The sequence below is a fragment of the Aeromonas veronii genome (assembly GCF_040215105.1).
GTDB classification, from domain to species: domain Bacteria; phylum Pseudomonadota; class Gammaproteobacteria; order Enterobacterales; family Aeromonadaceae; genus Aeromonas; species Aeromonas veronii_G.
In genome coordinates this window covers 1766143-1784858 of record NZ_CP157875.1, presented here as the reverse complement: position 1 = coordinate 1784858, position 18716 = coordinate 1766143, and the positions used below count along the sequence as shown (strand labels likewise).

Sequence of the window (18716 nt, the reverse complement as noted above, 5' to 3'; positions counted from 1 at the left end):
AAGAAACGCCACCTGATTAAACCAAACAAGGGGCCTGCGGGGCCCCATTGCGACTATGACGATGTTGGCGGACTAGCCTTGCCGGGCGCCCAGCAGTCGCCTGCGGCCCAGATCCACGGCCCCTGCCCCGCCCTGCTGCACCGGCAGGGAGAGCAGCATCTTCTGCACGCTCTCCACCAGGGCCGCCCCTTCGTGGGCACCGAGGTGCGAGTCCAGCGGCGACATCAGGGAGCAGGCGAGCAGTTGCCCCGTCTCGGGCAACGCCCCCACCATGAAGGTGAGGTTGCCGCAGGGCAGTTGCAGGGCGAGGCGCGAGCTCAGCGGGCGCACCGGCCAGCACTGATCCGGCCCCGGCAGCACCACCACGCTCAGCATCCAGGGGGTGAGCACCACCCCGAGCCACTGCTCCTCATGCAGCGCACAGCGCGCCAACACCGGCATCGTCTGGTGATAGAAGGGCAAGCCCTGCATCTCTTCCCGAGCGATGCGCTTATACTGCGCCACCAGCATGGATGCGGGGTTTTCTGCAATTCCGCAGACCCCTTGCTCTGCCTGATTGCCATCTGACAGCACATATTGCTGTTTATCGCTCAAATGGGGTTGCGCCATGCGGCCTCCCGTTCCATGTCGGTGAGAGGAGTGACCGGGCAGCCAAGCTCGGCCAGCAAGGTCAGGATCCGCTCCTTGGCCTCCCTCATCGCCGCGGCCACCACCGGGGTGAGGCCGATACGGGGCTCCAGCGACTCTGGCTCTATGCCGATCAGGGTCAGTCGCTTGGGGGACTCCCCGGTCAGCTGCAGGGCCGAGAGCACGTCCGCCAATCCCAGTTGATGAGGGGAGATCTTGCGACCGAACAGCGCCGGGATCTCCTCGTCACGCAGGGTGATGACGGTGCCGGGCGGATTTGCACTCAGTACCGCATCCGCCACTATGATGTGGTCGCGGCACGCCATGGCTTCGAGCAGTTCCATGCCGGCGGTACCGCCGTCCAGCAGCTCGACGCCCGGGCCGAAGCGGTACTCCCGCCCCAGCGCCTCGACGATGCGCACGCCGACCGCCTCGTCGCTCAGCAGCAGGTTGCCGACCCCCAGGATCAGGGTGTTCATCACAGCACCTTCACTTGGGTCACGTCGCCGCTTCGGGTATCCACCACGTGAACGGCGCAGGACATGCAGGGATCGAAGGAGTGGATGGTACGCACCACTTCCAGCGGCTTGGCGGGATCCGCCACCGGGGTCCCCACCAGGGACTGTTCGTAGGGGCCGGGTTCGTCGTTGAAGTTGCGCGGGCCCGAGTTCCAGGTCGACGGCACCACCGCCTGATAGTTTTCGATCTTGCCCCCTTTGATGACCACCCAGTGGGAGAGCATGCCCCGGGGCGCCTCCTCGAAGCCCACCCCGCGAAACTCCTTGTCCGCCGGAATGTCAGCCTTGATGTAGGCGGTGGTATCCCCCTTGCCGATGTTGTCGATGAGCGCCTGCCACTGATGGGAGAGGGTGTCTTTGAGCACGCAGCAGCGCACTGCCCGGCCGATGATGCGCCCCAGGGTGGAGTGCAGCTGTCCGGTCTTGATGGCCGAGCCGGTCAGGGTCTGATAGAGGCCACCCAGCTGATCGAAATGCGCCACCGTGCCCGGATGCTTGGCCGCGAGCTTCACCAGCAGATCCGCCAGCGGCCCCACCTCCACCACCTTGCCGTAGAAGGTGGGGGATTTGACCCAGGAGTACTTGCCGTCATCCTGCCAGCCGGTGTAGTTCGGCTCTGTCTTGCCCTCCCAGGGCTTGAGGGGCTCATCGTCCTTGTACCAGGCGTGCTTGTTGCTCTCGGCGATGCCGTCCATCAGCCAGGTGTCCTGATGGCTGTCGATGGGGCGATAGCTCGCCAGATCGCCGTTCTCGATATAGCCCCCCGGCAGCAGGAAGCTGCCGCCGTCGCCGTCGGTGGGCAGTTCGGGAGCGCAGAGGTAGTGTTTGGCCCCCTGCCCCAGGTTCAGCCACTCGGGGTAGTGGGCGGCGATGATGGCGGCATCCACCTTGTAGACCTGCTCGATGAACTCGCCGAGACGGTCGATGAAGCTCTTCACATAGAGCAGCCGCTCCAGGTTCAGCACGCTCGGGGCATCCAGGTTGATGGGGTTGGCCACCCCGCCTACCGCCAGGTTCTGGATGTGCGGGCTCTTGCCCCCCAGGATGGCGACGATGCGGTTGGCATCGCGCTGGCATTCCAACGCCTGCAGGTAGTGGGCCACGGCGATGAGGTTCACCTCCGGGCTCAGCTTCATGGCCTTGTGACCCCAGTAACCGTTGGCGAAGATGCCGAGCTGGCCGCTCGCCACTAGGGCGCGGATCTTCTCCTGCACCTTGGTCAGCTCGGTGGCGCTGTTGAGGGACCAGGTCGATACCCCCTTGAGGATGTCCGCCGCCTTTTGCGGGCTCGCCTCGAGGGCCGCCGTGATGTCCACCCAGTCCAGTGCCGAGAGCTGGTAGAAGTGAACGATGTGATCGTGGATGTTGTGGGCCGCGACGATGAGGTTGCGGATGTACTGGGCGTTGACCGGCACCTTGGCGCCGATGGCGTTCTCCACCGCCCGCACCGAAGCGATGGCGTGGATGGAGGTGCAGACCCCGCAGATGCGCTGCACTATCATCCAGGCGTCGCGCGGGTCGTTGCCTTTGACGATCTCTTCCATGCCGCGCCACATGGTGCCGGACGACCAGGCCTTGGTGACGACGCCGCCTTCGATCTCACAGTCGATACGCAGGTGCCCCTCGATGCGGGTGATGGGGTCTATGGTGATACGTTGGCTCATACGTTGGCTTTCCCTCGGGCCTGATAATCTTGGTGAACACGTTCAAGCGATGGCAACACCGGCAGCAGCCGGATCAGCAGCAGATAGGCACAGACCTCGATGGCCACGAAGCCAAGGGAGATGAGCACCTCTTCGGTACTGGGGAAGTAGTGATAGCCATTGCCCGGATTGAAGGCGAGCAGGGAGTAGTCCAGTCGCCAGAGGGCGGCGCCCAGCAGCATGCTGAGGGCCCCTAGGAACAACATGCGGGAATCCCGGCGGCTCTTGTCCCAGTGGAACACCAGCAGCGGGAAGATCATCAGCGCGATCTCGCTCCAGAACATGATGGAGTAGCGGTTGAAGTCCGAGAGGTATTCCGACTTGTCATTGATGACGATTTCGGCAAAGCGCAGGGCCACGAACAGGATCAGGAAGATGTCGATCACCTGGGTCAGCTTGTAGAACAGCGGTTTCTCGTTGGGGCCGCGTCCTGCCAGCCCCGCCTGCACCAGGGAGCCTTCAAACACTACGATGGAGAAGCCCATGATGAAGGCGGTCAACAAGGAGAAGACCGGCAGCAGCTCGTAGCTCTGCCAGAGCGGATGGATCTTCTCCCCCGCCACTATCATCAGGGAGCCCATGGAGGACTGGTGCATGGTGGGCAACAGGGCGCCGAGCGCCAGCACGAAGAACATGATCTTGTTGAGCCGGATAAGCGAAGCCTTCCAGCCGAATTTCTCCAGCAGCACGGGGGCAAACTCCAGCGCCATGACCCCGATGTAGATGGTCATGCAGACCGCCGTCTCGAACAGCACCGACGAGGTGTTGAAGTGACCCGGCAAATAGAAGTACGGCAGGTTCCAGTAGCGCCCCACATCGATGGTGATGGAGAGACCGCCCAGCGAATAGCCGAACAGGCTGGCCAAGAGCGCCGGTCGTACCAGGGGGTGATACTCCCCCCGGTTGAACACGTAGACGGCCCAGGCAAGAGCCCAGCCGCCACAGGCGAAACCGGTACCAATCAAGAGGTCAAAGGAGATCCAGAGCCCCCAGGGATAGCCGCCGTTCAAGTCGGTGACCGAGCCCAACCCGAAGATGAGCCGCTTCAAGATCAGCATGCCGCACAAAATGGCGAAGGGGGCCAGCACCAGCACGGGCCAGCTGACCAGCTTGCCCCCCAGTGGATGAGCCTTGTGGTTACTCATGATCCTTGCCTCCCGATGATTTTCCCTGATCCTGGTGCTGCGCATCATGATCCTTGTCATGCTGTTTGGCATTGCGCCGGATCAGCACGGAGAGACCGGTCAACACCACCATGGGCAACACCATCCCCTTGTAGAGGGTGTGCTGGATATGCTCGGAGCGGGCACCGGAGGAGAGCTCGGGTAAATCAGGCATGTCGAGCTTGGTGTAAGGCACCCCGGCCAGCACCAGCACCTGGGTACCGCCCCCCTCCTTCTCCCCGTACACATAGGGCTGATAGCTCGGCACGGCGTGCAGATAAGGGTCGTTGGCAGTGAGGGTCTGACGGGGATAGGCGTATTCGCTGCCCGGGGTCGCCAGCAGACGACGCTTGGCCTCGGCCATCAGCTCCTCCCGGGTGCCGAAGATGACGGCGCCGGTGGGGCAGACCTCGACACAACCGGGCAACTTGCCCTGATCGATCCGCTCAAGCCCCTTCTGGTTGCACAGTTCGCACTTGTGGATCGCGCCCAAGGGGTTGTCGTACTCGTATTTCGGCACGTCAAACGGGCAGCCCACCATGCAGTAGCGGCAACCGGTGCAGACGTCCGGGTTGTAGTGAACGATGCCGGTTTTGGGATCCTTGCGCAGGGCCTGTACCGGGCAGACGGAGACACAGTTGGGATCCACGCAGTGCATGCACTGCTTCTTGATGTAGGCGTAGCCATCCACCAGCTGATCCTTGTGTTCACCGCTGCCGCTTCGCCACACCTGGATGATGTTGTTGGTGTAAGGGGTCAGCTTGTCGTTGTTGGACCAGGTCTGCTCCCTTGCCGGGTTGCCCGGATTCCCGTTGAGGCGCTGGCACTCCGCCACGCAGGCCTGGCAGCCGACGCAGAGGGTGGAGTCATAGAGCATGCCGAGCGACCCGGGGATGGGAGGTTTGTTTCTGGCTTCCGCCATGGCCGTGCCGGGAATGGCCGCCCCTGCCGCCATGGCACCCACGGAGGCAAATTTGAGGAAGTTGCGTCTGTTCACGGTCATTCCCCCCGTGGCGCTTGCTGTCCGGCTTCGTGGCGTTTCTGCTGGCGACCGAGTTCACGCACCGTCATCAGGCTCACCCCGACCAGCACCCCGAGGGCGCCGCCAATCAGGCCGGTGGCCGTCGGCGACATATAGCCCCCTTCCTGAATGGCCACATCGGGTTTCTCCACCCTCGGGGTGGGATTCTCCACCTTGGCGAGCTGGAAGATCCCCTTGCTGAAACCCACCCCCTGCTCGTTGCAGCCATAGCAAGGGTGGCCGATGCCCACCGGCCAGATACCGCCACCCACATCGCAGAACTCCAGGGTGGAGCAGTTGCCATAGGTCTCGGGACCCTTGCAACCGAGGTGATAGAGGCACCAGCCCTGGCGGTGGCCTTCATCGCCAAACTCCTTGGCAAAACGCCCGGCATCGAAGTGCGGGCGGCGCTCGCAGTTCTCATGGATGAGTCGTTCATAGGCGAACAGCGGCCGCTTCTTGGCATCGAGCGCCGGCAACTTGCCGTAGGTGATGTAGTAGGCGACCGTGGTCAGGAAGTTATGGGGATTGGGTGGGCAACCCGGAATATTGATGATGGGCGTACCGATATTGCCGAGGGCCTCTTCCAGGCTGACTGCACCGGTGGGGTTGCCACCGCTGGCAGGCACCCCGCCCCAGGCGGAGCAGGAGCCGATGGCGATGACGGCGGCGGCGTCCGCCGCCGCGCGGCGAATATGATCGACGATGGGCTCGCCGGCCACCATGCAGTAGACGCCCCCATCCTTGAGCGGGATGGAGCCATCCACCACCAGCACATACTTGCCTTTATAGCGTTCGATGGCGTTGTGCTTGTTCTCTTCCGCCTGATGACCAAAGGCCGCCGAGAGCACTTCGTGGTACTCCAGCGATATGGTATTGAGGATCAGGTTCTCGATGGTGGGGTGCGTGGCGCGTAGCAGCGACTCGGTACAACCGGTACACTCCTGCGCCCCTATCCAGATCACCGGAGGCCGCACTGGGCTGGTGAGCGCAGTGGCCATCTTGGCCACTGCATTCTGGCTTAACCCCAGGGTTGCGGCCATCCCGGCGCACAACTTCATAAAATCACGGCGATTAATTCCATGAGCCGATAAAAAATTATCCGCGACCATTCGTCTTATTCCCGTCAGTGTGCATTATTTGACAAATGCTTAATTGCGGAAATGCTATGCCTCCTCCCCCGCCCCGATGTTGATCTCAATCAAGTCGCGGGACATTAGCCGCCGATAAAACTCATCATGAAAAATAAAAAAACCATATACAGCAATAGCTTATAGAAAATCATTCTCAACTAAAGAATACCCATTATGGGTTATTATCTGTTCAACTTGAATTAAAAACATTTAAATTTCGGCTCATCTCCTGGGCGTATTTATCAAAACAAAAGCGCTGTCACAGAATCATTACCCTACTGCTGATATTGGACGTTATAGAGACTGGGGTCGAGATTTTGCTAAATGGAGCACGCAAAGGAAGCCTATAAAAAACCGTACAAGGCCAATTAATTAATCAAATCAGCATTTCCTATCATCAGGACCTGCCACTGCAGCCTACGCCCTGTTTGGTGATGTCACGCCTTAAGTGAGCCTCAAACAAAACTCATTTTTTGGATTTCTCGCTGCGAAAACAACCGAGCTCGATTCTCAGACCCAAGAGAAGGAACCTGGGAGCCGTAACTACGTGCTCCCGGATATAAAAACACCGGCCTTAAGCCGGTGTCGGAAGATAATATCTATAGACAAGGAATTATTCATGTACATGAAATAACAGATAACTGTTTACCATTCTGAATTACTGATATCTCGCCCTTAGCAGGTGATACATTGTACATCGTGTTTTTATTCTTAAAGCTAAATGTTTCACCCATCAATGAAAAATCATTAAGGGATAGTTCCTTTCTCTGCTTGCCATAATTATATGTTATATCTCCTGAGAAAGGAGAGTAGCATAAGTTAAGATTTTTCCCCGATTTTGTCTTACAGTAATAGAACACACTCTCATCACTGCCACAAATTTTGTTTCCGGTATACTCTGACAATGCATTTATCTCAATGTATCTCATGTCATGATATAAATCTGAAACTTTATCATTACTCGCAAGACTATAAGAAGTGCTGATGATTTTACTTATGATGGCTGCATCCTCACTTGCTACTCCATCCAAATCAACGGCAGAAATTTCATTACCTTTATTTATTTCACCAATACCACTTACTCGCTCCTCACCTGAGCTTATTGAGATAGATGCACCACCTATATAATTAAACTTCCCAGAAACATCAAAGTAATATATAGCACTCAGTCTTGGTCTATCAGCAGGAACAGTTATCTTTATAAGTCCATTAGTATTAATTTTTTTACATGAAATATTTCCAGAAGAAAATGGAACTGTGAACGTCCGCCCTTCCCCGCTATGCATTATAGATAAGGTGCTACTTGGTTCATCATCTGAAGTCTTAGTGGTGATATAATACGATACATCATCATCGCAGGTGCTATAGGCATATGTGTACATAGGAATGATACTATAAAAAGCGATGTACAACCCTCTTAAGAAAAGATTCATTAATCTGCACCAAAAACAACATTAAAGATATTGTTTATCAGGATAACATCCCAATGCATCTTCTTTATCACATTGTAGCAAGGGGATCAGGTCTACAAGTTTGTTTGCAATTATTTTTCTGCAAGGGATATTATATTCCTTTTCAGATACATTTACTATTATACCTGACATTTCTTCATCTCCTTCGTAGTTACTAAAAACCGAATACTTGTATTTCCCTTTACTGAAAGAAACCTTTCCATATTCAGTCTGGTATCTATAGTAATAATTATGACTGAACCCATTAAAGCTATCCCTCAATGAGTGATAAGAAAACTCAATTTTATCACCTTTAGAGAATTCATAACCCAATCTATTTTCATTAACAAATAATTTAACGTCACCTTTATCAGTCTCACAAGAAAAGTATACTACTTCGTTTGCATATGACGATGTAGAAGTTAATAAAAACAATGTAAACATATAAAAACCATATCTCATTATACCTCCCCAGCTTATACTAACTTATCATATTAATTATATTTAAGAAGCATTAAAAGTTAGTGAAAAAACCAATGGCAGTTAATAACAGAAACAATTTAACCTAAAGAAGTTCACTATCATAGAAATGAAGTTTAATACAATTTAAAAATAACTTCCATCGATGATGGAATCATGAGCAGATAACCATAAATTTAAAAAACACTGGGTAGTTAACAGCTACTTTTAAATAGCAAGATAACTTTTTTAATCACATGACCCTAAATTAAAGTTAGAGTCATGTGGCAAAGATCATTTACTTAGGAAAATCTAATTCACTGTTTCTAACATCCTTATCGTCAATTTCAACTATAGCATTACTATATATATTTTTATCCCCAAAAGAATTATTTACGCATAATTTGTCATGCCCAAGGCGCTCCCCCTTTCGCTTAACAGACAAAAATGCTTTAGCATTTATTGTTTCTTGTGGAATACCAAATGAGTATGAATATTCACCACGTTTAAACCCAAGATAGACAGTGTAGGTTCCTGCATCAGTCCACCTCTGAAGTTGATTTTTATTAGTAAATTTAACTGCTAATTCAGTAGCATTTTTTCTACCAAATCTGTAATTAATCACATCTATTTTTTTGTCTAAACAGAATGAGATCAATCTCTGTTTTGGCTCATCTATCTTACATGCAGCAATCTCTATCTCACCAGATGTGCATAAGTTAAGTTCGCTACCATTTGCACTGATGACATATGAAGTGGCAATTGTAACGATTAATATCGACAGATAGTTCATTTTAAAATAGTCTCTATGATTTTATACGCTTCTTTCCGCTCATCAAGGCCTACACTACCTCCATTTACCCGTCTTGTAACACTTGGTACATCACTAAATCCGTTGTTATTATCACTTAAATAAACCTTGTATTTAAACCAAAACCACAGTGCGCTTCTAATTGCTGTCGGCATTACATTTATAACATTAGGCTGCTCTACTGCATCAGGGACGTCTCCTGACCAATAAGATGAATATTCAGACTTAAAGCCATTATATTTTTCGTAACCAGTAATTTGTATTAATCCTCTACCTCTAAAATTGAATCCATCATTAGGATTGGATGATCGATTTCCATTCAGTTTCTGGAAGTGTTTTCTTCCTATGGCCTGCTGATCAGCCCTACGAATGATCTTACCTTTTGAGTCTTTTTTATATCCATCAACTTCTGATTCTTGTGGGTTAGCTCTATAGTAACTACTAAATGACCTCAAAACAGCAGGAGAGTATTCCCAACTTTCTGTTCTCCCCTCCATTGTCACACCGACTTCACCTCTAATCTGAGAAAAGAAATGTCTCTGTCTAGTTCTGGTATTTAACTTAAACCGCTCGAGGTTACTATTTACTTCATCCAAAACGATATCTAAATTCGTCTTACTAGCCCCAGGGAATATAGAACGCAGTTGTTCATAAGTAATAGATAGAGAGTGAACGTTTTTTTGTAAAATTGATAACGGATAAATATGCCAAACTTCCTTATCAAGTCTTAATTTGGCAGTGCTCTGCATCCACTCCAGCTTATCGATGCGTTGCGTTTCGTGATCCACCAGCTTGTCAAAATCGGGTAGGCCAATTTTAGCCATCAGCTTGTCCAACCACAAATAACTGCTGGCGGAAGATTTCTCATACCATTCGCTGGGGTGCTTGACGATAAATTTGTTGAGTTGCTCTCTATTGCCGCTGTTTTGCAAGGCGGCCTGGATCACTTTGCTGTCAAGCTCACCGCTCTTGTCGGTATCAAAGCTGTTGACCAGATCGGTGAAGAAGGCCGGTGGCGCCTCGGGATCCAGATAGCCATCAGAGCCTGAACCATCGACCTTTTTAAAACCGATCTTCAGCCAGTCATGCTGACTCAGCAGTTCAACCTGCTCTTTTTTGACATATTTTCCTGATGAGATACCAACCCACTCCTGCTTGGCCGCATCTTTCTTTATCTTGGGGGATTCAACCAATTCCTCCAGACTCTTGCCACCGGTTGCCAGCCATTGCTCTTTACCGTCCTGCTTTTTCTTCTCATACAAGAGAAGTTCTGCCGGCACCTTGGCATAGACGGTTCCCCCCTTGGTGCCCGCCTTGTTGGCCAGCACGTCGTCAAGACGAGGGTCCTGGGTGAAAACTTCGAGATGGACCTGATGCTTGCTCTCTTTCCCGCCCATGAGGGAGCCTGGCGTTTCCACCAGGCCGAGGTACCCTATTGTCTCGCCCGCGGCGATGGCGACGGGGGATGGCAACACATAGAGTTCACCGAGATGGGAGGGAGCGCGCGTATTTGCCTTGATATATTTGTCTTCGACGCACACCCAGGCAACACCACAACTGCCTGGCATTGCGTCCACACTCGGCGTCACATATTTGCATCTGGCCATCTTGTGCGCCTTGTCACCCATCCAATGGAATTCCAATTGGTGCGCATCATACTGCAACTTGGTACCGGCAGGCAGAGAAACACTGTGCTTTCCCGCCACCGGACGACCTGTTGGTCCATCAACGCCAGGATCCGACCGGCCAACCATATTGGTCAGCAGTTCCGCCTCTATTTGATCGAATAGCCAGCTCGGCAAATTAGGCTTGATAACACCGACCGCATCCGGGCTATTGGCGATCCAGACCGAGCTCCCTTCACCGACCAAGACGCCCGCCTTCTCCGCCTCTTTTACCTGAGAGCTGGCAAGCTTGCTCTTGATAGTTACCTTGATGAAATCATATTCCTTGCCCCCCACATTTCCCTTCTGGGATGGCGCACTGCTGTCCATCTCCAGTTCGGTATCCTTGGGCAAAGCGAAGCGGGGCAAAGCCGCATCGGCACCTTGCTGCTCGGCATCGGGATTGGCATGAGGAACGGAGTTGCGCGCATTCCAACCTTTCTTCAATACCAGCTTCTCGGCAGTCTGATACTGATTCCAGGGCAGCAGATGCATATAGAGCGAATAGAAGGTGAATTCATTTTTCGCCTTGGTCTCTGCGTTGATTTCACAATATTCGTGCTGCACCAGGCAGAAGCAGTTGGAATAACGCAGGGATTCCCCCTGAAATTCGGAGGTCAGGTAATCCTCCATCATCCGAAATGCCACCACCTTGCCATCGGCGATGGCCCTGACGGGATATTTATCCTTGCACCAAGGGGCACTCTGATCGCTGATATGAATACCGCCGTGCCACTTGTTGTGATTGACGATTGGTTTTAAATAATTAAAAATCTAAAAAACAATGAAAAAATGACACCGGTTTGAGGCCGGTGTCAGGTGATAACTAGATCTGTACAGCCAATTTTTACACTATTTATTTTCATTAGGGTTGGAAGAGAGTTTATCATAAGAAAATAAATTTATTTCTTACAACTCTAACGAACTCCCCCTTCACAATTCGCGTAGCACAGAAGTTATTATTTTTTATCAAGAGCTTTCTTTATTGAATTGGCATCTTTATATTCACATGAAGAATGTTTTTTACTGTCCTTATATACACCATCAAAGCAGTTTAAAAAACGATAATCCTGATTGTCACTTTCAAAGAACTGAACCATTAGTCCCGAGGACTGAGGAAGTAATGAAAATCTAGCTACCGAGTAAATACTTCCAACTTGAAATTCATTATCAACTGTTTCTTGATTGAGAACAAACATAGATCTCCCATTCTCTTTCGCATCAGTTTCTTTTGTTTCATAAAAGAATACCGATATTATTTTACCCTTAGCGAGGCTGGGAATGCTTATATTATCTGATTTTCGTGAAGGCAATGAGATTGTATATAAATTACCGGAGGATGCACCTTCGCTAGCGAGAAAAGAAACTATGGCTTCTTTCCCTTGATACATAGCTTTTATAGGAGGGTGCAACTCGACAAGCCCACTACCTGCATTTACTAATGACGGGATTAATAAAATAATGCTAGTTAAATATTTTTTCATTTTTATGTATTCTCTTGAAATGATCTTTTCTTTCTTGATAGCTACCAGTATTCAAATTAACAATTGCGGTAATACTATCAACATTATCATCTGAATCGCCTTGATCTGCTTTGAGATATAGTCGATTGGACAACCAAAAACTAACAGCAGATCGTAGAGCATATTTTGGATTGCTGCTAAGAAGGTCTGGATTATTTATAAAATCCACATCTTCACCATGAATTTCGAGGTTTTTTTGCCTAAATATTTCGTAGTTGGATTTTCCTGTTAGTTGTTTTAATCCTCTGCCACGATACTTCCAACCCTCACCGGAGGATACGCTGCCATTTCCATTTCTATTTGCATATGCTCTATTTGCAATAGCCTCTTGATTTTCTTTTGAAACATACTTCACCCCATTTTTATAACCATAATGCTCTGCCTCAGATCTATTTCTAGAAAAATAGCTAAAAAGATTTATCAAACCTGAAGAACTGTACGTAAAGTCCTCTTCAACTCTGCATTTTGCGCCAGCCTCTTGTCTGACTTGTGCAAAAAAATGCGACAGTCTAAGGGAGGTGTCCAACTTGTATTCAATAGCGTTTTCATTTATCTGTTCAGCAATGCCAGCAAGCAACTCTTGTTTCTCTGTTTTACCATATAACCCTTCAAAAACACGCCTTAACATTGCAACAGTAACGAACTCTTTCCGTTTAGTATTGGCCACTAATCCCATCATCCCTGCTGGATGAATAAACCAAGGTTTGGTATCATCTACCACAGCAGCAGCCTGCTCTATCCAGGCCATTTTATTGGTGACTTCCAGCACGTATTTGTACAGGTTGGGCATGTTTTTTAGCTCTTGCTCGAGTCTTGACCACGTATCGCGCTTTACCCATTCGCTTTCATGCTTGATAAACAGCTTTCGCACTTTGTCTGCAACCATTTTTTCGGCCATCGCAGCCTTGATTTCATCGGCACTGATACTGCCATCGCCATCCCGATCTGTCACCAGCTCTTCGTAGACAGCGCTGAAAAAGTCCCCTCCTTCCTTGCCGTCAGTATCAGCCTTGTCAAGGAATCCATCGGGATCCGAGCCACCATCCACCAATGTCACACCCAGTCTGGCCCACTCATGTTGGCTCACCAAGCGGGTGTCACCACTGATAAGCACATGCTGATCTTCGGCCACCTTCACAAATTTGTCGGCACCATGGAGCACTATGTCCTGAGTGTTTATTGGTTTAGGGGTATCCAGTGGACCAAATACGCCTACCTTGCTGTAACTGGTTTGATTGTTCTCCTTGGTTAACTTATAAGTATCTGCCTGCTCCCCCTCTTTAAGCAGCAAATACTCTTGTCCCTTGGCCAACTTTCCTTCATTGCTGATGCATTTACTCAAAGCCTCTTTGTTACTCTCTGCGACAAATATCTCCATATGTATGGCTTTACGATCTTCATTGAGAACATAGCCATTGGCCGTTGGTTTCGGTGTCTCATGCTCTCCCCAATGCCCGACCACCTCACCGGCCTTGACTGGAATGGGATTGATATGTCGCACTACCACTTGGTCGTAAATAATGGGGAGGTGTCGAACGGCATCGCTGGGTTGACCCAGCATCTCTTTGGCAACCCAGTAACGCTCACCTTTCGAAGCATTCTGCACAGCTCTCCCTGTACCATCGGTCAGCTTGCCTTGGGCAACCTCCCAGACCTCAATCTCGAGATACTCTTTCATATTGGAAAATACGATAGGCTGAGCGCTGGTTCGTGCTATTTTGCTCATTTTTGGCAATCCCGCAGCCACAGCCTCCCCCTGTTCTTTGCTCTTACGCAGATAGCTATTGCGGCTGACCGGGTAGAGAGAAGGAATATCTTGCTTAGGCATCATCCAGTCGGGCTCAACCTTGCGTACTTCCTTGATAAATTGTGAGGCCACATAAAACTCTGACGGATCATCGCCCTTTGGGGTTGCATAGCTGACTAGCTGATAAGAATAAGGCTCATTCTTCAGATTCATCCGCTCTGATGGAACCCCAATCAAGGTAACTTCGGCCCCCTTGCGAGCCGTACCCAACCTATCCACTTTCTGAAATTGCAGATTCGATGTGGCCTTGTATATAGCGACACCGCTCCCTGTCAGCACATGACGCTCTGGCTCACCCTGATAAGCATTTTTGCAAGCAATATGCATATAGAGGCTGTAGAAGGTAAGGGTATTTCGCTTTGGCTGCTGCTGTCCGGAAACCTCTTCTGTGGCTTCATAGTGATGACGGATCAGGCAAAATGAAGGGGATGTACGCAAGGTGATCCCCTCACTAGGTTTCCCCTCTTCCGGCTCAAGCTGCACAGCTGCTGGCTCGGAGGCAATGCGGTAGGCCACTATCTCCCCATCGGAGATCGCTCGCACAGCCCCCTCTGGGTGCCAACCTCCCTTATCGCTAAAATGAATGCCGCCATGCCAGATACGGTTGCCGCCCAATAGGAAAGTGCCACCCGGTTCACTATTGAGCTTTCCGATAAACTCTTCAAGCGAGGCAATTTCTTTGGGGGCATCGCCGCTGCCCACTTGCATTGGATATAGAATTTTCATCTTCGTCTTTTCACTCGTAATCACACGACACTATTGCTCTTAACGGGATGGCACAAAGAAGGTTTGTGCAGGTTCCTGCTCCTTGAGCAGCGCCTCCATTGCCTTCTCGGTGGGAACGGCCTTGGTCAACTCCACCGCCTCGGGGGCCTTGACCACTTCCACAGCCTTGGGCGCCACAGGTGCCTTACCCGCCCAGCCAGCGCCTGAGCCCGCACTGCCGCCGGCGTTGAGCTTGATGGCGGGGCCCACCAGCTTGATGCCACTCGGGTCCACTTTCACGAAGCTGCCGCCTCCCTTGAGGGTGATCTCGGCCCCCGCCTCCAGCACCAGCTTGTCCCCCACCTTGATGTGCACCTCTTGCCCGGCCTGTACCAGCAAGGATTGCCCGAGCTTCTGGTGCATGGACGCATCCACGGTGAGGGACAGATCCCCCTTGATATGGTCGCGCTTCTCGCCGTTGACGGTGAGATGGTCGTTGGCCTTGATGCGGGTCACTCGTTCATTGTCGATGTCCCTGTGCTCGTCGTGCTTGATGTGCCAGGCCGCGTCATTTTCGATGAGCAGATTCAGGTCTTTCTGACCGTGGATGTAGATCTCTTCCTTGCCCGCCTGGTCCTCGAATCTCAGCTCGTTGAAGCCCTCCCCCTGATGGGTCTCGGTGCGCAGCACGGTGCGGGTCTTGTTGGCTGGCAACTCGTAGGGCGGACGGTTGGTGGCGTGATAGGTGCGGCCAGTGATAATGGGCTGGTCCGGATCCCCTTCCAGGAAGCTCACGATCACCTCGTGGCCGATGCGCGGGATCGCCATCATGCCGTATTGACCGCCGGCCCAGCCCTGACTTACCCGCACCCAGCAGGAGCTCTGATCGTTTGAGCTACCATATCTGTCCCAGGGGAATTGCAGCTTCACCCGCCCGTGCTCGTCGCAGTAGATCTCTTCCCCTTGTGGCCCCACCACCGTCGCAATCTGCGGGCCGTCCACCATGGGCTTAAAGGGCGCCTGTGGGCTGCCGATGCGCGCGCGCCAGGTGGTGCTGGCCTTCACCACCCCGAATTCGTTGTGATAGACGGTGGGGCCGCTGCCCCCCTCCTCTTCCAGCGCCTGGGGCTGCTGGCCCACGTGGCTGATACGCACGACTTGCCAGTCGGCATTCAAGCTGCCGTTCGGGTGCTCGGTGAGGGAGAAATACTGCCCCGGCAACAGGGCCGCGCAATTGGATTTGCCTTGGCCGGTGACGGCGTCATTGCGCAGGGCATCGAGCCGGTGCTGGGCAAACGCCTTGCCGCTCGGGTCCAGCTTGTAGCGACCCGGGGAGTCGAAATGCTGATAGGTATCGCGCTGATGCTCGAGCTCGGCACCGCGCAGCTTGTGGGAAAGCCCATAGGCCGGGGTCTTGAAGCTGTAGTCTTTGAGCTCCACATCCGAGGGACGCACCGCCTCCCGGTAGTGGAATTGACGCACATAGGGGCCCTGCTCCAGCGAGCGGTTGCCCAGATTGAAGAAGAGTTCAGGGCCTTGGGTCAATGCGGCGGCATCGTCGGCAAAGACGATGCGATGCTTGCCAGCTTCAAACTCGTGGAAGTAGAAGAGTCCCTCTTCGGCGGCGAGGCGATTCACGAAATCGAGGTCCGTTTCCCGGTACTGGACGCAGTATTCACGCTTCGCGTGTTCATTTTTCAGTGCAAAGGCGTAGTCTGTGATGCCGTGCTCTTGCAGGAGGATGGAGAGGATTTCATCCGGCTTCTGGGCCTGGAAGATACGCGAATTCTGGCGAAGCCCCAGTCGCCACAAGGCGGGCTGCACCAGCAGCTGATAGCGGGTGCGGCGAAAGCCGCTGTCCCCTTGGCCAACATCGCTCACCACCCCGCACACCCGCCGCTGCAGCTCGCCGTTATACCAGATGAGCAGCTCGCAGGGCTGGTCCAGCACGGCGCCGAAATCGACATCAGGCTGGGGGCTGGCGAGTTCCAGTCTCAGCTGGAAGGGGCCATTGAGCGCCTCCTCCAGCGCAAATTCCGCGACCACGAAGGTGCTCTCGGGCAGCGCCCCCACCTTGACGGTAAATTGCAATCCTGTGCTGTCTGCCATGGTCGCCTCCTTATCCTGCCTGGCCACTGCCAGAGCCAATCACCACGCCACCACAGCCGATGGCGGTACCAGTCACGGCGATGGGTTTGCCATTCACCAGCACGGAGCCGACGCCCCCCGAGATGCTGCGCGGATGGGGAGCACTGCTGGGTTTGACGTGGGGAGCCAGGGGATCCCCCTGACGGGCCACCGGCTTGCCGTCGAGGAAGACATTGGGGCTGGCGGCGATCACCGGGGATGGGTGGAAACCGTCGTGGTCGGTGCCGATGTCACCGAGCAATGCAATCGTGGGGCACATCTGAATTCTCCCTGTGGGCAAGGGGGGCGGCACGCCCCCGCCATGGTCCGGCGCTTGCGGACAGTCATAACAGTCGGGAGGCTGGCCCAGCAGCCTCCATGCCAATGACACTGTTTTATTAATGTCTTTTAAATCATGATGTTGGACTCTATGGCGCAGAATGCAGCACAAGGCACTGCAACAACTTGCCGCCAGCAACATCAATGCACCGAGAAACATGACAAAGGCAGTCAAATACTCCGCAATGCGAGCAATAACTTGCTCCCATCAGCAGGATCAGCCACCTTCAGCCCCCTGCTGCAGCTGATAAAGGCGGACATTGAGCGCCTTGAGGTCATTTTCCAGCCCCTTGAGATCCGCCGCCGTGATGGGCTCCTGGGCCACCTTGCGTGCCTCCAGTTCATTGAGGCGCAGGCTGAACGGGATGTTCTGCATCAGGTTCTTCTGCACCTCATAGAGCTGGGACTTGAGGTAGGAGATGGTCACCGTCTTGCGTTGACGCTCCAGCTCCAGCAGTTGATCCAGCAGGGCATCTACCCCGGCGCGAGCATCCAGGTAGGTCGGCACGCTGACGGCGTCCCCCTGCTGGCCGGCCAGCGCCGTCTGCCACTGCTTGTCCAATGCCTTCACCGCCAGGGAGTCGGGATAGAGCATCTGCAGCGAGTTGCGCAGCCCTTCCCCATGGCGATAGCCATCCAGGGGGGACGCCTGTTCGAGACGGGTCAGCTGGGACTGGTAGCGCGCCACCAGATCGCTCTCCATCCCCTGCAGGGCTTGCTCACCCAGCACGATGCGCGCCTGGCGGATGTCGTCATAACTGAGCACCTTGGGTTGCTCGGATGCCGGTTGTAACAGGCGTTGGGCCGCCAGCAGCTTCGCCTCCTGCTGATGTTGCCAGCCGAACCAGGCCATCACCGGCAGGGCGCAACTGAGCAGGCCGCAGCCAAACCAGAACCAGGCAGGGCGCTGCTTGCGATGCTGCTCTATCTTGAGCACGGTCGGCTTGACCTGACCCTTCTCCCGTCCCACCAGGATGCTGCCCTGGGGCAGAGGGGGGCAAGCCTGGGCAGAGGGTGAGGCCACACTCTGCTCCATGTCCCCCTTGAAATAGACCATGGGGGGGATCTGCAGCTCATCCTTGAGCCCAGGATCGTCGGAGACGATGACGATCTCCGCCTCATCAAACAGGTGGGTGTAACCTTCGATGAAGTGCACCAGGTTCTCGACCCGGGGAATGCGGCTCAGCCCCGCGTTGTGGAGCTTTTCGCTGATGAGCTGCAACGCCCGCTCGCAGCGGTAGATCAGCCGCTTGTCCTCGTGGCTTATCTGGTACTGGCGAATGACGTCACTGATGCGGGCGATGAACCAGTCCAGCATCTCGATGCGGGCCCGCTCCTGCTGCACCGGCGGCCAGAAGCTCTCCCACTGGGTCACGATGAGGTTGGCCAGAAACTCGCAGCCCTCGGTAAAGCCGCTCAGGCCCTGCAGGCGTGAGCGCGCCAGGGTGAAGTAGATGGCGGTCTGCAGATCCACCCCGTGTTTTTCGAAGATCTGGCTCGAAAGCTGATGGATCCTGTGCCAATCCACCTCGGGGCGCGAGGCATGGCTGAGCTTGTTGATCTCGGCGCGCAGCGCCTCGTATTCTGGCAGCATCCTGGGGTCGCGCCCCACGTTCAGCGCCTGCTGACCTTGCTGGTTATATGTCATAAGTGTTCCAACTGGAT

General features: G+C 53.3%; 15 protein-coding genes. All 15 read right to left on the bottom strand.

The window, feature by feature from the left end; all coding sequences use genetic code 11:
- Positions 1-72: 72 nt before the first annotated feature.
- Positions 73-609 carry a hydrogenase-2 assembly chaperone gene (hybE, locus tag ABNP46_RS08280; RefSeq protein ID WP_349921919.1) on the bottom strand — a complete coding sequence of 179 codons (537 nt, stop codon included), beginning with the start codon at positions 607-609 and terminating at the stop codon, positions 73-75.
- A complete protein-coding gene (locus ABNP46_RS08275) occupies positions 591-1106 on the bottom strand; it encodes a HyaD/HybD family hydrogenase maturation endopeptidase (RefSeq protein WP_349921918.1) in 516 nt (171 codons plus the stop codon). The genes hybE and ABNP46_RS08275 overlap by 19 nt, the downstream gene beginning before the upstream one ends.
- On the bottom strand, positions 1106-2809 hold the full coding sequence (gene hybC, locus ABNP46_RS08270; RefSeq protein ID WP_349921917.1) for a hydrogenase 2 large subunit: 1704 nt from the start codon (positions 2807-2809) through the stop codon (positions 1106-1108). The genes ABNP46_RS08275 and hybC overlap by 1 nt, the downstream gene beginning before the upstream one ends.
- Positions 2806-3993 carry a Ni/Fe-hydrogenase cytochrome b subunit gene (gene hybB / locus ABNP46_RS08265; RefSeq protein ID WP_349921915.1) on the bottom strand — a complete coding sequence of 396 codons (1188 nt, stop codon included), beginning with the start codon at positions 3991-3993 and terminating at the stop codon, positions 2806-2808. Before hybB ends, hybC begins: the two co-directional genes overlap by 4 nt.
- Positions 3986-5014 carry a hydrogenase 2 operon protein HybA gene (gene hybA / locus ABNP46_RS08260; RefSeq protein ID WP_349921914.1) on the bottom strand — a complete coding sequence of 343 codons (1029 nt, stop codon included), beginning with the start codon at positions 5012-5014 and terminating at the stop codon, positions 3986-3988. The genes hybB and hybA overlap by 8 nt, the downstream gene beginning before the upstream one ends.
- On the bottom strand, positions 5011-6144 hold the full coding sequence (gene hybO / locus ABNP46_RS08255; RefSeq protein ID WP_349921913.1) for a hydrogenase 2 small subunit: 1134 nt from the start codon (positions 6142-6144) through the stop codon (positions 5011-5013). The genes hybA and hybO overlap by 4 nt, the downstream gene beginning before the upstream one ends.
- A 638-nt stretch (positions 6145-6782) precedes the next feature.
- A complete protein-coding gene (locus ABNP46_RS08250) occupies positions 6783-7598 on the bottom strand; it encodes a hypothetical protein (protein WP_349921912.1) in 816 nt (271 codons plus the stop codon).
- 21 nt (positions 7599-7619) lie between these two features.
- Complete coding sequence (locus ABNP46_RS08245; protein ID WP_349921911.1) at positions 7620-8060, bottom strand: hypothetical protein; 441 nt, start codon at positions 8058-8060, stop codon at positions 7620-7622.
- Positions 8061-8373: 313 nt separating this feature from the next.
- Positions 8374-8868, bottom strand: a complete 495-nt coding sequence (locus ABNP46_RS08240) for a hypothetical protein (RefSeq protein ID WP_349921910.1) — start codon at positions 8866-8868, stop codon at positions 8374-8376.
- Positions 8865-11186: a hypothetical protein gene (locus ABNP46_RS08235; RefSeq protein WP_349921909.1), complete on the bottom strand. Its 2322-nt coding sequence runs from the start codon at positions 11184-11186 to the stop codon at positions 8865-8867. Before ABNP46_RS08235 ends, ABNP46_RS08240 begins: the two co-directional genes overlap by 4 nt.
- 323 nt (positions 11187-11509) lie before the next feature.
- On the bottom strand, positions 11510-12034 hold the full coding sequence (locus tag ABNP46_RS08230) for a hypothetical protein (RefSeq protein ID WP_349921908.1): 525 nt from the start codon (positions 12032-12034) through the stop codon (positions 11510-11512).
- On the bottom strand, positions 12015-14606 hold the full coding sequence (locus ABNP46_RS08225) for a glycoside hydrolase family 19 protein (RefSeq protein ID WP_349921907.1): 2592 nt from the start codon (positions 14604-14606) through the stop codon (positions 12015-12017). The genes ABNP46_RS08230 and ABNP46_RS08225 overlap by 20 nt, the downstream gene beginning before the upstream one ends.
- Before the next feature lie 39 nt (positions 14607-14645).
- Positions 14646-16694 (bottom strand): type VI secretion system tip protein TssI/VgrG, encoded by a 2049-nt coding sequence (gene tssI / locus ABNP46_RS08220; protein ID WP_349921906.1) that lies wholly within the window; start codon positions 16692-16694, stop codon positions 14646-14648.
- Between the two features lie 10 nt (positions 16695-16704).
- Complete coding sequence (locus ABNP46_RS08215; protein WP_349921905.1) at positions 16705-16992, bottom strand: type VI secretion system PAAR protein; 288 nt, start codon at positions 16990-16992, stop codon at positions 16705-16707.
- 276 nt (positions 16993-17268) lie between these two features.
- Positions 17269-18699, bottom strand: a complete 1431-nt coding sequence (locus ABNP46_RS08210; RefSeq protein WP_349921904.1) for a VasL domain-containing protein — start codon at positions 18697-18699, stop codon at positions 17269-17271.
- Positions 18700-18716: the final 17 nt, after the last annotated feature.